Genomic DNA, 14384 nt, shown 5'->3' with positions numbered 1-14384 from the left:
CGCTGAGGGTCGGCTGCCGTCAAGAAATAAAATAGGAGCGTGCCATCACACAGACAAAAGACAGATGTGTCTGATCTCTGACCTTATGCTCAAGTGCCTATTCATGCCGGTCCGTTGCTGCGCTTTACTTTAGTATGGTAATGTAAAGCCTTGTGAAGGAGGTGTTCCGTGGCTGTTCAGAAGCTCAGCAGCAAGAATCAAATTGTTATTCCGAAAGAAGCCCGACAAGCGATGGGCGTCAAGGGTGGCGATGAATTGCTGGTGGTTGTGAAAGATGATCTGACACTTGTCATGCCAAAGCCTAAACGGTATTCAAAGGTTTTACAGGGGCTAGCGAAGGGAACCTATCCTGCTGACTACCTGAAACGAGAGCGCCGGTCGTGGTAGGGCCTTTCTCATCTCAAGGCCTTCCTGTCCAACGACAACGCATCGGTCTCGATACCAATGTTTTCATTTATCTTCTCGAAGACCACCCACGATATGGAGCCTGGTGTGCTGCCTTGTTTGAATTGATCGAACGGGGGCAGAATGCCGCAGTCACTTCGACGGTGACGCTTCTGGAACTGTTGGTTCAGCCCTATCGTGGCCAGAAGGATGAATTGGCACAAAAGATTTTTGCCCTGACCAGCACCTACCCCAAGATCGAGTGGGTCCCGTTGACGATGAATCTGGCTGATCGAGCGGCTGAGTTGCGTGCCAACTACCGTCTCAGCACGCCTGATGCCATACAACTGGCGACTGCCATCGGCCACAAAGCCGCGCGTTTTTACGGGAATGATCGTGGATTACAGCGCGTCAAAGAGATTGAGTGCATCATTGTGGATGACCTGGTTTAGTCTCACCATTTTTCTTACGTGACGCGACGGAGGCGAATGAAAAAGGGTTGGGAGTATTTCCTGGCCATTCAATCCTTCAGTCGCTTCACATCCGAGGCCTACAACGGTACCGTCCACCATAGTTGCTTTCTCTTCTTGGGAGATAGTCTTCTCTTCACTCGATGACGACGCGCTTTCACCAGACCGGTCTCGCCGCGATCGCCGTGTTCAAGCTCGTGAAGGGCGTGCTGTTGGTCGTCGTTGGGTTGGGCTTATTGAAATTAATGCATGCGGAGATTGCGACGCTGTTCTCGCGTTTGATCGAAGCGCTGCATTTGAATGCCGACTCACGGATCATTCATGCGCTGGTGCTGAAAGTCGATGCGTTGCAGCCGCACAGCGTCCTCATGGCCGGACTTGTCAGTCTGGGTTATGCAGCGATGCTGTTGTTGGAAGGAGTCGGGCTGTGGCTGGAGCGCTCTTGGGCCGCGTATCTGACGGTCATCTCGACGAGTCTGCTGTTGCCGTTCGAGCTCTACGAAGTGCTCGACCGGGTGTCGGTGCTTCGCGTCGGTGTGCTGCTGCTGAATCTGGTCATCGTGCTCTATCTTATCGTCCAATTGAAACAGCATACTTTCCAACCGGAGGGTCAACAATCTCTAGGAAGGTGACAAGTGAGCCGACTGCGCTCACCATCTTCCTCGCACGGTTCATCGAAACTCATCGGTCACCCCCCTTGTGATACATTCGGCGATCTCTTCTCGTCTCGCGACCATGGATGGAAGAAAGGGATTTCCAGCGAGTGGATGAACAGACCTCGGTAGAACCATCGACCACTACGCCGAGCAATGGCCTAATTGCGCGGTGGGAGAGCATTCCGCTCTATGCGCGCATTGTGATGGCCTTGGTGCTCGGCGTGATAGCGGGCCTGGCGCTGGGGAGCGAGGCGGCTGTTCTCGCGGTGCCCGGCAGGCTTGTCTTACGCCTGCTTGGCGCGCTCGCGCCGGCGCTGATTCTTGCGGCGATTGTGCACACGTTCATGACGACTCACCTCGGCGGTCCACTCGCGGCTCGCCTTCCCCGCTTGTTGTTACTGAATACGTTGGTCGCCATTACCGTTGGGCTGACAGTTGCCAACGTGATTCAACCCGGGCATGGGGCAGGTATTACGCCGCCGGCCCCGCATGAGGAAACCGCCAAGGCTGCCAATCCGCTGGCGACCTTCTTGGAGAACGTGCCCAAGAGTCTGCTCGGGCCGCTCGCCGACGACGGCAAGGTGATCGGGGTCATCTTCATTGCCGTGGCGTTTGGGATGGCCTTGCGCAAGGAACGCCACCGTCCCCTCGGCACGGTAGGGCACCTGGTTGAACTCTTCCTGGAATCGCTGATCAAGATTTTGCATTGGATCATCGCGCTCGTGCCGTTCGCCGTCTTCGGCATCGTGGCCAGCATCGTGGGAACGGAGGGCTTCGCGCCGTTCAAGGCGCTTGGCATCTTCGTGCTCAGCGTGTTGCTCGCGCTGGCGATCCAGGCGACGTATTACCTCGTTCGCGTACGCTTCGGGTCGTGGGTGTCTCCCGGGGCGTTGTTGCGCGGCGGCCGCGATGCGCTGGTCATGGCCTTTTCCACGGCCAGTTCGACGGCGACGATGCCGGTGACGTATGCCGCGCTCAAAGATCGCGTGGGATTACGCGAGCAGTCCGCCAGCATGGGCGCGCTGGTCGGCGCGAATTTCAACAACGACGGCACGGCGCTGTACGAGGCGATGGCGGCCCTCTTCATCGCGCAGATGATCGGGATGGATCTAAGCGTTCAGCAGCAGCTGATGGTCGTCCTCACGAGTATCATCGCTTCAGTAGGCGCCGCCGGCATCCCGGAAGCGGGGTTGGTGACCATGACCATGGTCTTTACTGCCGTCGGTCTCCCCGTGGAATACATTCCTGTGCTGCTGACAGTGGATTGGTTTCTCGATCGCTGTCGCACTGCGATCAATGTTATGGGAGATATGAACGTCAGCTGTCTCTTAGACGGCAAGCAGAGGAGCGAAACACAGTTCCGGTCTGACGCGACTTAAATCATTGCGACCCGGTTATGTCTTTACCGAGTTGTTCCGGAGCACATCCTTGTGAGGTAACCGTGCGGTTCTGCAATCAGACGAGTTCACGCGTAAACCTCTGGTTCATTGTTGTGCTGCTGAACGGGTTGCTCGGCGGTTGCGCAGGAATTGAGTCGGAAGAAAGTCTCCACACGGTGCCTTCAGTCGATCTGGGTCGTTATGCCGGAACGTGGTATGAGATCGCGCGGTTACCGATGTGGTTCCAACGACATTGCGTGGATTCAAAAGCGGTCTACACGGTTCGATCGGATGGACGGGTTGGGGTGCACAACGAATGCGTCACCGACGGCGGCAGGCTGGACACGGCGGAGGGTGTAGCAACCGTGGTGGATACCCAGACGAATGCACGGCTCATGGTGGTATTCGACAACTGGTTTGCGCGGCTGTTTGGATCGTCCCGCGAGGGGAATTACTGGATTCTCGATCTCGATCCCGAGTATCGCACCGCGTTGGTGGGTACGCCTGATCGTCGATATATGTGGATTCTAGCCCGTGCGCCGAGAATCGACGACGACAACTACCGGAAGCTCGTGCAACTGGCGCGAAGGTTCGGCTATCCCGTCGAGCGTCTTATCCGTGACCAGCGCCCCAGCCCATCATCTTAACCCACATGGCGGTGATCCAGTCTTATAATCAATTACCCGAAAATCACACTCCCTGCCCAATTCCCCGAGCCTTCCACTACCCTTTGCTGATTGTTTTTTGATCGTGGTGGTGTGTGAGGGCCACGCGCAGCTTTTCTTCCTGCTCTTTGCTGAGCGATGTCTTGAGGATGGTTCCCTCATAGTTTGAGATTCCGGCCAACAGTTTGTCTTGGTCAACGCTCCGGATCAGCAGGAAGATTGCCGAGGTGCCTCGCGTGATCGTGCTGCCCAAGTCCTTGATGAAGTTGTCGGGGATTCCGTAATCGCTGAGGAGCCCGAATTCACTGGCAGCGGTGGTCATGGCGCCACCCCCTGCGCCTCCGGCGATGCTGCCTAACAGACCCGCCAAGGGATTCATGAAGAGCAGCCCCATCAATCCTCCCCATAACACTCCCATGGCCACTCCATGTCTGGTGGCACCTCCGAACACATCGACGCACTGCTTCAGGTGGACTTTTCCATCCGTGTCGCGGACGACAATGACGGCGTCTTCCAGATCGAGGACATATTCTGTTTCCAACGCACGCAGTTCGTTCAGCACCCGATCGGCCGTGCTGGAGTCTTTAAACGCGATGCAGACCAGTTCACTCATGATCGCTCTCCTTTATTCTATGTGAGCAGACACGTTTCATTGAGACAGACGGTCAACCTTGTGGCGCATGAATTAGATAACAGTTGGATTACTCTCAGAGCAAGGTGGGTTTTCCAGCCGTGCCCTGAACGGGGTAGCGGCCAAGCCTATCCTGGCCCCTTGTTTTTCCACGCTCTGTTCCCTTACTCTCGACGCTTTCTCATCGAGTAGCTTCTTATGTTACAAGCTGTTGCACTTGGTTGCAGTCGAGGATCGCGTCGGCTTTTTTCCGACCTCAATGTGAAGGTCGAGCCTGGGACCCTATTGGCCGTGGTGGGTGAGAATGGCAGTGGGAAAACCAGTCTGCTCCGTATCTTCTCCAGTCTCTTGCCTCCCGAGCAAGGCTCGATTCTCTGGGAAGGGCAGGATATCCATCAGCTGAAAGAATTATATGCGGGCCAACTGACCTATATCGGGCATCTCAATGGCATCAAGGACGATCTCACGCCGCTTGAAAATCTGACGAGTTCCATGTCGCTGGCTGGTGAACCATGTTCAGGCGCCAAAGCACAGGAAGCCTTGGAGTCGATCGGTTTGAAGCGACAGATTCATTCCTTGCCGTCTAAAGTGCTTTCACAAGGACAGAAGCGCCGGGTTGCCCTGGCGCGGCTCTGGTTATCCACGCGTCCGCTATGGCTGTTGGATGAGCCCTTCACGTCGCTCGATACAGCGGCAACGAGTGTCGTCACGCAACGTTTGCACGCACATCTGCAACGAGGCGGGCTGGCGGTCGTGGTGACGCACCAAGAGGTCGCGCTGCCGGCCGAGACAGTGCAACGACTGAGGCTGACCGGATGAATCGCTCCAGCATGTGGGAAGCTGTCGGCGGAGTCGTCCGGCGGGATCTGCTTCTGGCCATGCGCCGACGTTCGGACGCGGCGATGTCGGTCTTTTTCTTGGTCATTGTGGTCAGCCTGTTCCCATTGGGCGTCGGGCCGGAACCGGCGGTCCTGAGGACGATCGGTGCCGGCGTCTTGTGGGTGGCGGCCTTGTTGGCCTGCCTCTTGTCGTTAGGACGGGTGTTTACCGCGGATTACTTGGACGGCGCCCTTGAACAGATGCTCCTCGTGCCCCAGCCTCTGGCGGTCTTGGTGGCAGGAAAGGTCCTTGCGCATTGGCTGATCTCCGGTCTGCCCGTCGTACTGCTTTCACCCCTCCTCGGTCTTCAGTTCGGCTTGAGCGGGGAAGCATTGGGAGTTCTCGTGATGTCGCTCTTGCTTGGGACGCCCACGTTGAGTATGATTGGTGCGATCGGCGCCGCGTTGGTGCTTGGCGTGCGGGGGAGTGGTCTACTGGTTGCCCTCCTGGTGCTTCCACTCTACGTTCCAGTGTTGATTTTTGGGGCCGGCGCCGTCACCAGCAGCATGGCCGGTATCGGCGGCGAAGCAAATCTGTCGCTACTCGGGGCCTGTCTGGTGTTGTCTCTCTTTTTGGCACCCTGGGCCACCGCGGCAGCCTTGCGCATTGCGTTGGAGTAAAACCGTTTCATGAGTACCGGCATCAACTGGCTGAAGTATTCATCACCGCAGGCTTTTTATCCCCTGGCCGGCCGTCTCATTCCATGGTTCGCGTGCGTGGCGGTTGCCCTGATGGGGATCGGGCTTTATCTGGGATTCTTCGTCGCCCCGACCGATTTTCAACAGGGCGATTCGTATCGGATCATCTTCGTCCATGTCCCCGCCGCCTGGATGTCCATGTTCCTGTATGTCGTCATGGCGGTATGGGCCGGCATCGGGCTGGGGCTCAATGCACGTCTTTCCTTCATGATGGCTCAGGCGATCGCTCCCACCGGGGCGATGTTTACGTTTTTGGCATTGCTGACCGGGGCGATGTGGGGCAAGCCGACGTGGGGAGCCTGGTGGGTATGGGATGCCAGATTGACCTCGGAACTGATCCTCTTGTTCCAGTACGCGGGAGTCATGCTCTTACGGACGTCGATCGATGATCTGCGCCGTGCGGACCGTTCGAGCGCGGTGTTCGCGCTGGTCGGGGTCGTCAATGTTCCAATCATCTATTTTTCCGTCCAGTGGTGGAATACCTTGCATCAAGGCGCATCGGTCAGCATGTCCACCGGGTCGAAAATGGCCGCAACCATGCTGATGGCGATGCTGATCATGACGGTGGCGTTCTGGATGTACAGCATCGCGGTGATCCTCGCGCGGGCGCGATGTATCGTGGTCGAGCGGGAATCGCAACCCGTGTGGGAAGAAAAACCGGCCGTGATCCAGAATGTGGTGGAGGCTCGCTGATGCAGTGGGGCAGCGCGTCGGAATTCTTTGCGATGGGGGGTTATGGGCTCTATGTGTGGACGTCGTTCATCGCCACGGCGTTGTGTATGGTGTGGGAAGTGCTGGCCCTGTGGCGCCGACGGGCTGCTGCGCGGGCTGAACAGCGCGCGATGTTGTTAGGAGGCACCGATGAAACCGCGGCATAAACGCTTCGCCTTTATCGGGCTGGGGCTGCTGGTCTTGGGCGTGGCGACCGTGCTGGTCTTGAACGCATTTCAGAGCAACCTTGTGTTCTTTTTCACGCCCACTCAAGTCGTCGGCGGTGAAGCGCCGAAAGGGCGCAGTTTCCGGATCGGGGGGATGGTTGAAGACGGGAGTCTCGTCCGCGACAACGACGGCCTCACGGTCCATTTCATCGTGACGGACACGGCGAAGCGTGTGCCCGTCACGTATAAAGGGATTCTGCCGGACCTCTTCAAGGAAGGGAAGGGTGCGGTGGCGCAGGGGCAGTTGGTCGCCGACGGTACCTTCGTCGCCAGTGAAGTCCTGGCGAAACACGATGAAAATTACATGCCTCCGGAAGCGGCGGAAGCGCTGGCGAAGGCGAAGGCCTCCGGGGCGCAGCAAAGCAAGTCACTCGTTGTTCCTCAAGGTAGGAAAGATTCGCTATGATCCCTGAAATCGGTCATTTTGCCTTGATCCTTGCGCTCTGCGTCGCCGTGGTGCAGGGCACTCTCCCCATCTATGGTGCCGCAATCGGGAACTCGGCCCTCATGTCTATCGCCAAGCCTGCGGCGCGCGGACAGTTTCTTTTGGTCTTAACGGCATTTTGCTGTCTTGGGTATGCGTTTGCCGATAAAGATTTCTCGGTGTTGTATGTCGCGTCGACGTCGAATTCCCAACTCCCGCTGCATTATCGTCTCGCGGCCATTTGGGGCGCTCATGAAGGGTCGCTTCTGTTGTGGACTCTCATCCTGACCGTCTGGATGTTCGCGGTCACGCTCTTCTCCGCGCATCTTCCCGAAACGATGCGCTCGCGCATTCTCGGGGTCATGGGCCTGGTCAGCTTGGGATTTCTCCTGTTCATGTTGTCGGTTTCGAATCCATTCGAACGGTTGATTCCTGCCGCTCCGGATGGACGTGACCTGAATCCCCTCTTGCAAGACCCTGGCATGGTCATCCATCCGCCGATGCTCTACATGGGATATGTCGGTTTCTCGGTAGCCTTTGCATTCGCGATCGCCGCGTTATTAGGAGGCAACCTTGATGCGGCCTGGGCGCGCTGGTCTCGGCCGTGGACCACTGTCGCGTGGTGTTTTCTGACCGTCGGAATCGCGATGGGAAGCGGCTGGGCCTATTACGAGTTGGGATGGGGAGGGTGGTGGTTCTGGGACCCGGTTGAAAACGCCTCATTCATGCCCTGGCTGGCCGGTACGGCCCTGGTCCATTCGCTGGCAGTGACAGACAAACGAGGTGGATTCAAGGTGTGGACCGTGCTTCTTGCCATTATGGCATTTTCTTTAAGCCTCCTTGGAACGTTTCTCGTACGCTCCGGTGTCTTGACCTCCGTCCACGCATTTGCCACCGATCCAAAACGAGGTCTCTTCATCCTCGCCTTTTTGGCCATCGTCATCGGGGGGTCGTTGATCCTCTACGCGTGGCGGGCTCCGCGTGTGGGATTGGGTGGGAGTTTCGCGATAGCCTCCAGAGAAGGGATGCTGTTGGCCAACAATGTGTTGCTGGTCGCGGCCATGGGCTCGGTCTTGCTGGGGACCTTGTATCCGTTGTTTCTGGATGCATTGGACCTTGGGAAAATTTCCGTCGGGCCGCCGTATTTCGACTCGGTATTCGTTCCGTTGATGGCGCCGGCGCTCTTCTTAATGGGAGTCGGTCCGCTGGCCCAATGGAAGAAGACCGACTTACCTGATTTGGCCAAGCGGTTGCGTTGGGCTTTCGGTGTGAGCATTGCGACGGCGATTGCCTTACCGTTTGTCATCGGAACCTGGACTCCTTTGCTGAGTCTCGGTCTTCTGCTCGCGATTTGGATCGTGACGACCGCTCTAGTCGGTTTGCGCGAGCGATTGACCCACGTCGATGGCCAAGGTCTCACCGGTCGTCTGGCTGCGGTGCCCCGATCGTACTGGGGCATGCTCGTGGCGCATTGTGGCATTGCGGTCTTTGTCGTCGGCGTCACGATGGTGAAGGGATTCGAAACTGAAAAAGATGTACGGATGAACGTGGGGGAGACGGCGACCATCGGTGGCTATACGTTCCGGTTCGATGGCGCGCAAGACGTCATGGGTCCGAACTATACGGCGGCGCGTGGCACCTTCCGTGTGAGTCTGGATGGTCGCGAAGCCGCGGTCTTGTATCCGGAGAAGCGGCGTTACCCCGTTCAGAATCAAATCATGACCGAGGCCGCCATCGATCCGGGGCTGCTGCGTGACCTCTATGTTTCCTTAGGCGAACCGCTCGATGATGGAGCCTGGAGCGTGCGGCTCTACCACAAGCCGTTTGTAGATTGGATTTGGGGCGGATGTCTGATCATGGCGTTGGGCGGCGTGCTGGCCGTCAGTGATCGCCGGTACCGACTTGCCTGGCGCCGACAAGAGCCGGCCGTGCCTGCTTCGACACGTCCGGCTAGGCGAAAAGTGGCATGAATCGGTTTCTCCTGCCCTTGTCTATCTTCGTCGTGGTCGTCGGTTTTCTGGGTATCGGACTGACGCTCAATCCACGAGAGATTCCCTCGCCATTGATCGGAAAGGCTGCGCCGGATTTCTCTCAGCCTCAGCTGTACAATCAAGAACAGGTGTTTTCACCGGCAGATATGAAAGGCAAGGTCTGGTTGCTGAATTTCTGGGCCTCATGGTGCAGCGGCTGTAAGACCGAACACCCGGTATTAATGGAATTGGCCAGGTCCGGTGAGGTCCCGATTTATGGCATGGATTACAAGGATCGACGGGAAGAAGCCTTGACCTGGTTGCAGCGTTGGGGAAACCCCTATCCGATCGTCGGCGTAGATGATGCGGGACGAGTCGGCATCAATTACGGAGTGTACGGGGTTCCGGAGACCTACGTCATCGACAAGCAGGGCATGATCCGCTATAAGCAGATCGGACCCTTGGATACCGACACGGTGGCCAAGAAAATTATCCCACTCGTGAAGCAGTTGGAATCGCAATGATCTGGTTGGCGTTCATCATGGTGCTTGTCTCCGTGCCGGCGTGGGCCGGAGAAGCTCGGCCATTGGCCGACGATCCTGTCGCTGAAGCCCGGCTGAAACATCTCGCCGTCGAACTTCGATGTTTGGTCTGCCAGAATCAAACACTGGCCGATTCCAATGCGCCGCTGGCAGAAGACCTCCGCCGTGAAGTGCGGGAAATGATCGCCAAAGACATGAGCGACAAGGAGATCATCGATTTTCTCGTCGCGCGTTATGGAGATTTCGTGCTCTATCGGCCGCCGCTCAAGGCGACGACCTCGCTCCTCTGGGTGGGACCGTTTGTCTTATTGGCTATCGGCGCAACGGCGCTCGTCGTGAGTCTGCGGCGTCGTTCGACCAAGGTAATCGATGTGCCGGTGACGGACGAAGAGCATCGACGAGTCGAACAACTATTGTCAGAAGGAGGCAAGCGCTCATGACCGCTACATTCTGGTTTATCGTCTCGGCCATGACTCTATGCGTCCTGGCGCTTCTCTTGAGACCGTTGTTGAAACGTCCGTCTGCCTCGACCAGTGAACAAGAAAAAACCTTGCCCATTTACCGGCAGCAATTCTCAGAATTGGAGCAGGATCGCGCCAACGGTTTGTTGACGGAGGAACAGTATCGAACGGCGCGAAGTGAACTGGATCGCCGTGTATTGGAAGAGACGGGCGCAATGGAAGCGCCGGCCGGACCCACCGGAGGTGTGTTGAATCTTCGGTTCGTCGCCCTCCTGCTGGGTATGCTCATTCCGGCTGCCAGCGGCGTGCTCTATTGGACATTGGGCAATCCTGCCGCGATGACGCACCCGGCGGTTCCCACGATGGCTTCACAAGGCGGCCCTGGCGATGATCCTCAGATGGCGGATAGTCTCAATTCGCTGATCGAGCAGTTGAGAAAGAGGCTCGAGCAGAATCCGAATGATGCAGTAGGGTGGGGGCTCTTAGCGCGATCCTATATGGCCATGGAACGGTACGCCGATGCGGTGCCGATCTTTGAGAAGGCGACGAAGCTCGATCCCAATAACGCGAGTCTCCTGGCCGACTACGCCGATGCGCTCGGTGTTCATCAAGGGCGCAAACTGGACGGAAGACCGGAAACCTTGATTCAAAAGGCGTTGAAGCTCGATCCGCACAACGTGAAGGCGCTCATGTTGTCGGGGACGATCGCGTACAACCGAAAAGATTTTGCGCGTGCCGCCAAGGAGTGGGAGGTTGCGCATACGTATCTTCCTCCCGATGATCAGGAGTCATCCGAACAACTAAAAGCCAGTATTGCCGAAGCTAAACGCCGTCTCGGTGGCGGTCCCAGTATGAACATGTTGGTTGCTAATCCTCCAATGGAACAGACGAAGCCCGCCAAGCCTGCGGCGCAATCCGGACAGTCTCGCGCGATTACGGGCAAGGTTGTGTTAGGGCCGAATCTGGCCGGCAAAACGTCTCTTCCGGATACCTTATTTGTGTTTGCGAAAGACGTCGCCGGCCCGCCGATGCCGGTGTCTATCGTACGGGCGTCGAAAAAAGATTTACCGTTCACATTTCGACTCGACGATTCCACCAGCCCCATGCCGTCAAGGAAACTATCCGACATCGACACGGTTGTGATCGTCGCACGCCTGTCGAAATCCGGTAAAGCGATGGCTGAGAGCGGTGATCTGGAAGGCATGAGTCAGCCGATCAAGCCGGGGACGGAAAACATCACCGTGGTCATCGATCGAGAGCGCCCGTAATTTTCATGTTGATCGTGCATTCATTGGAAATTTGTTGGATGTCTGTGTCCGTCAATATCTGCAGGAATTCTCTTGACAGTTTGTTTGGACCTAAGCTATATTTTCGCGCCATTTCAGGAAGTTGAAACAACGAACTCTAGAAAGACCTTACTGCCGAAAATGAATATGCTTTCGACGAACATTTTTTTGAAGAAAAGTGCGCACTGCCTCTCAAACGGAAGGAGTACTACTGTGGGAGTCAAGCATTTGGTGAAGTATGCCTTGGTGGTCTGCGGCGTATTGGTAGCGGCCCAAGCGCAGGCGGATTTCCCCACCGTGCCGAAGGAGACGTATGAGGCGCTGAAGATCGAGCGGTCAGCCTCGCCGAAGGACCTGTACGAAGCGCTGCTGAAGCGGTACATGGATCCGGCGCAGAACGGGGTCGGGAAGGGGAAGTACGGGGAGTATTGGCAGCCCGTCTCCTTCAGCAAGTACTTTGACCCGCATACCTTCTATAAGCCGCCCCAAGCGGTGAAAGAAGTGGCGAGCCGGGAACAATGCGTCAAGTGCCACACCGACGAATCCCCGGGCTGGGTGGCCGCGTGGAAGAAGAGCACCCACGCGAACCTGGACAAGGTCCGGAAGCTCACGCCGAAAGACGAGACCTTCTATAAGAAGGCCAAGCTGGAGGCCATCGAAGACAACCTGCGCTCGATCGGCAAGCTCGGCAAAGGCGAGAACCTCAAGGAAGTCGGCTGCATCGACTGTCACTTCGACATCAACACCAAGAACAAGGCCGATCACCGCAAAGACATTCGATTGGCGACCGCCGACACCTGCGGCACCTGCCACTTACAAGAGTTTGCGGAACGCGAGTCCGAGCGGGACACCATCACGTGGCCCAAGGATCAATGGCCGAAGGGCCGGCCCTCCCATGCGTTGGACTATCGCGCCAACGTCGAAGTGGAAGTCTATGCCGGGATGCCGCAGCGGGAAATCGCCGACGGCTGCACGGGCTGCCACGTCAATCAGAACAAGTGCGATACCTGCCATGCGCGGCACGAGTTTTCCGCGGCCGAATCGCGCAAGCCGGAAGTCTGCGCCCAGTGCCACAGCGGGGCCGACCACAACAACTGGGAAGCCTACAACCTGTCCAAACATGGCTTGAAGTATCAACGCGACAAAGCGCATTGGAACTTCAACATCCCCATCAAGGACGCGATCGGCAAAGGGGCGGCCACCGCGCCGACCTGTCAGTACTGCCACATGGAATATCAGGGCAAGATTGCCCACAACGTCGTGCGGAAAGTGCGCTGGGCCAACTATCCCTTCGTGCCCGGCATCCGCGAGAACATCAAGACCGACTGGGCCGAAAAGCGGAACGATGCCTGGGTGAAGACCTGTACGCAATGTCACTCCGAGACGTACGCCCGGGCCTGGTTGGAGTTCATGGACAACGGGACCTTCTCCGGGTTGGATAAGTACGATGAAGCCCATCATACTGTCGAAGAGCAGTACAAGGCGGGCCTCTTGACCGGGCAGAAGACCAACCGTCCGGCGCCCCCGGCCCCGGAGACCGATGGGTTTGAGAAGTTCTTCCAGATTTATTGGTCGAAGGGGAACAACCCGGCGGCCAATGAGTTGAAACTGTTCGAAATGGCCGAAGATCACCTGGTGCAATTGCACGTGAGCTTGGCCCACCAGTATTGGGGCTATACCTATACGGTGGGATGGGCGGCCATGAATCGCGCCTATGTCGAAATCATGGATGACGACACGCGGCTGAAAGAGAATCTCGCCCTCCAAGCACGGGTGGCGAAGCTCGAGAGTCAGGTCAAGCACAGCATGCTGGATCTGGACAGTGAAACCGGCAAGCTCTCCCTCGGCGGGATCGGGGGCGGGATGATGTTGGCCGGGACGATCGCAATTGCCGGATGGCGGAGGCGCGGAAGGAAGGATAATTGATCTCATCCGCTCCGTCTCTGGGCGCGCCCGTGTCACATCCGTCAGGGGCTAAATTCCTCCCGTCACTGGGACTCCTCCTGGTGACGGGAGGTCTTTTTCTGAGCGGATGGGTTGCGTATCTTTGGTTTAAACCCGCGCCTGCTCCGTATAGCTATCAGCTGGTCGATGAAGGTCCTGTGACCAAATTTGACAATCTTGCGTTGCAGAACTGGCCGGATTTGAAAATCAGTAAATATGAACTTCACGTTCAATCAGTGGACAAACCCATTGCCATTGCCTACCGCGCAAGTAGAGGCGCTGGATCGTCAGTTTTCTTAAACTGGGAGAATCTGCTTTCTGAGCCAATTGGGGCGATGGGGGGCGATCTTCCTGAATTGGCTGCAGTCGCCGTTGATATTACGAAACATGTTCCAAAAGACGCCGTCCTTCTCGCCTGGTGGGACACATCACGTCAACTCGGGCTGTTATCCGATCGACATACTGTCTTCACATCTCATCTGGGGCAGCCTTTGATCACTCCTTCTTATTGGAAGGAACGAACTGAGGTTATCAGCAAGTACGAACGACAGTTCTGGGGAGCGGAAGGATCCGCTGAGGAGCAGAAGAGGTTCCAGAATTTTGCCGATATATTAGCCTCTGAGCCGAGCAAAGGGGCAGCCATGCTTCGAGAATTTGTCGGCTCCCAGGAAGCTTATATCGTCGTTCATCCGGCTGACCTCTATAAGCTTGGCCTCATGCGACCGGATCGGCTCGACATTGCTTTTAAAGATTTTCCATTGACGGGTAACGTCCATGGACTGGTTGGGCAGGTAAAGGCATGGATGAAGGAGAATGGCTACGATACCTACACGCTTCAGTCTCTGTCGGAAAAAGCGGTGCGTGCCTACTTCTTAAATGAAAGTAAAAAAGGGAAGACATTATTGTCCCAAATGCTCCCGCTAATGAATTCAAAGCCGGTTGATTTTGAAGCGTTACAAGTTGTCCACAAACAAGGTGGATACTGGGTCTACAAAATTCCATCTGCCTCAAGCAGTGTGAATGACAATAAATCCTAATTATCTGAGTAGCAGTCCCG

17 protein-coding genes are annotated in these 14384 nt (G+C 56.7%); 16 read left to right on the top strand and 1 reads right to left on the bottom strand.

Features of this window, described 5'->3' with window-relative positions:
* The first annotated feature begins 168 nt into the window (after positions 1–168).
* The 5 genes from H8K03_06270 (at position 169) to H8K03_06250 (ending at position 3536) form a co-directional block, all read left to right on the top strand.
* Complete coding sequence (locus H8K03_06270) at positions 169–387, top strand: AbrB/MazE/SpoVT family DNA-binding domain-containing protein (protein ID UVT21512.1); 219 nt, start codon at positions 169–171, stop codon at positions 385–387.
* A complete protein-coding gene (locus tag H8K03_06265) occupies positions 381–836 on the top strand; it encodes a PIN domain-containing protein (protein ID UVT21511.1) in 456 nt (151 codons plus the stop codon). The genes H8K03_06270 and H8K03_06265 overlap by 7 nt, the downstream gene beginning before the upstream one ends.
* Positions 837–997: 161 nt before the next feature.
* The gene (locus tag H8K03_06260; GenBank protein ID UVT21510.1) at positions 998–1486 is read left to right on the top strand and encodes a DUF2127 domain-containing protein; all 489 of its coding nucleotides are present in this window, start codon (positions 998–1000) and stop codon (positions 1484–1486) included.
* 107 nt (positions 1487–1593) lie between these two features.
* The gene (locus tag H8K03_06255; protein ID UVT21509.1) at positions 1594–2889 is read left to right on the top strand and encodes a dicarboxylate/amino acid:cation symporter; all 1296 of its coding nucleotides are present in this window, start codon (positions 1594–1596) and stop codon (positions 2887–2889) included.
* A gap of 17 nt (positions 2890–2906) precedes the next feature.
* Complete coding sequence (locus H8K03_06250) at positions 2907–3536, top strand: lipocalin family protein (protein ID UVT21508.1); 630 nt, start codon at positions 2907–2909, stop codon at positions 3534–3536.
* A gap of 76 nt (positions 3537–3612) precedes the next feature.
* Here the strand turns inward: H8K03_06250 and H8K03_06245 are convergent, their stop codons facing one another.
* The gene (locus tag H8K03_06245; GenBank protein UVT21507.1) at positions 3613–4167 is read right to left on the bottom strand and encodes a DUF1269 domain-containing protein; all 555 of its coding nucleotides are present in this window, start codon (positions 4165–4167) and stop codon (positions 3613–3615) included.
* 216 nt (positions 4168–4383) lie between these two features.
* Between H8K03_06245 and ccmA the strand changes: the two genes are divergently transcribed.
* From ccmA to haoB, 11 genes are all read left to right on the top strand, one after another.
* Complete coding sequence (gene ccmA, locus H8K03_06240; protein UVT21506.1) at positions 4384–5004, top strand: cytochrome c biogenesis heme-transporting ATPase CcmA; 621 nt, start codon at positions 4384–4386, stop codon at positions 5002–5004.
* Positions 5001–5684, top strand: coding sequence for a heme exporter protein CcmB (gene ccmB / locus H8K03_06235; protein ID UVT21505.1), 684 nt, complete (start codon positions 5001–5003; stop codon positions 5682–5684). Before ccmA ends, ccmB begins: the two co-directional genes overlap by 4 nt.
* Before the next feature lie 9 nt (positions 5685–5693).
* Positions 5694–6455, top strand: a complete 762-nt coding sequence (ccsA, locus tag H8K03_06230; protein ID UVT21504.1) for a cytochrome c biogenesis protein CcsA — start codon at positions 5694–5696, stop codon at positions 6453–6455.
* Complete coding sequence (ccmD, locus tag H8K03_06225; GenBank protein UVT21503.1) at positions 6455–6640, top strand: heme exporter protein CcmD; 186 nt, start codon at positions 6455–6457, stop codon at positions 6638–6640. Before ccsA ends, ccmD begins: the two co-directional genes overlap by 1 nt.
* Positions 6624–7106: a cytochrome c maturation protein CcmE gene (ccmE, locus tag H8K03_06220; GenBank protein ID UVT21502.1), complete on the top strand. Its 483-nt coding sequence runs from the start codon at positions 6624–6626 to the stop codon at positions 7104–7106. The genes ccmD and ccmE overlap by 17 nt, the downstream gene beginning before the upstream one ends.
* A complete protein-coding gene (locus H8K03_06215) occupies positions 7103–9094 on the top strand; it encodes a heme lyase CcmF/NrfE family subunit (GenBank protein UVT21501.1) in 1992 nt (663 codons plus the stop codon). The genes ccmE and H8K03_06215 overlap by 4 nt, the downstream gene beginning before the upstream one ends.
* Positions 9091–9618, top strand: a complete 528-nt coding sequence (locus H8K03_06210) for a DsbE family thiol:disulfide interchange protein (protein UVT21500.1) — start codon at positions 9091–9093, stop codon at positions 9616–9618. The genes H8K03_06215 and H8K03_06210 overlap by 4 nt, the downstream gene beginning before the upstream one ends.
* Positions 9615–10076 carry a cytochrome c-type biogenesis protein CcmH gene (locus tag H8K03_06205; protein UVT21499.1) on the top strand — a complete coding sequence of 154 codons (462 nt, stop codon included), beginning with the start codon at positions 9615–9617 and terminating at the stop codon, positions 10074–10076. Before H8K03_06210 ends, H8K03_06205 begins: the two co-directional genes overlap by 4 nt.
* Positions 10073–11365 (top strand): c-type cytochrome biogenesis protein CcmI, encoded by a 1293-nt coding sequence (gene ccmI / locus H8K03_06200; protein ID UVT21498.1) that lies wholly within the window; start codon positions 10073–10075, stop codon positions 11363–11365. Before H8K03_06205 ends, ccmI begins: the two co-directional genes overlap by 4 nt.
* 165 nt (positions 11366–11530) lie before the next feature.
* A complete protein-coding gene (locus H8K03_06195) occupies positions 11531–13309 on the top strand; it encodes a hydroxylamine reductase (GenBank protein UVT21497.1) in 1779 nt (592 codons plus the stop codon).
* A gap of 80 nt (positions 13310–13389) precedes the next feature.
* Positions 13390–14364 (top strand): hydroxylamine oxidation protein HaoB, encoded by a 975-nt coding sequence (gene haoB / locus H8K03_06190; protein ID UVT21496.1) that lies wholly within the window; start codon positions 13390–13392, stop codon positions 14362–14364.
* The last annotated feature ends 20 nt before the right edge of the window (positions 14365–14384 follow it).

Origin of the sequence: Nitrospira sp. (genome assembly GCA_024760545.1) — a bacterium.
Lineage (GTDB): Bacteria > Nitrospirota > Nitrospiria > Nitrospirales > Nitrospiraceae > Nitrospira_D.
This window is presented reverse-complemented; position numbering and strand designations above follow the sequence as displayed.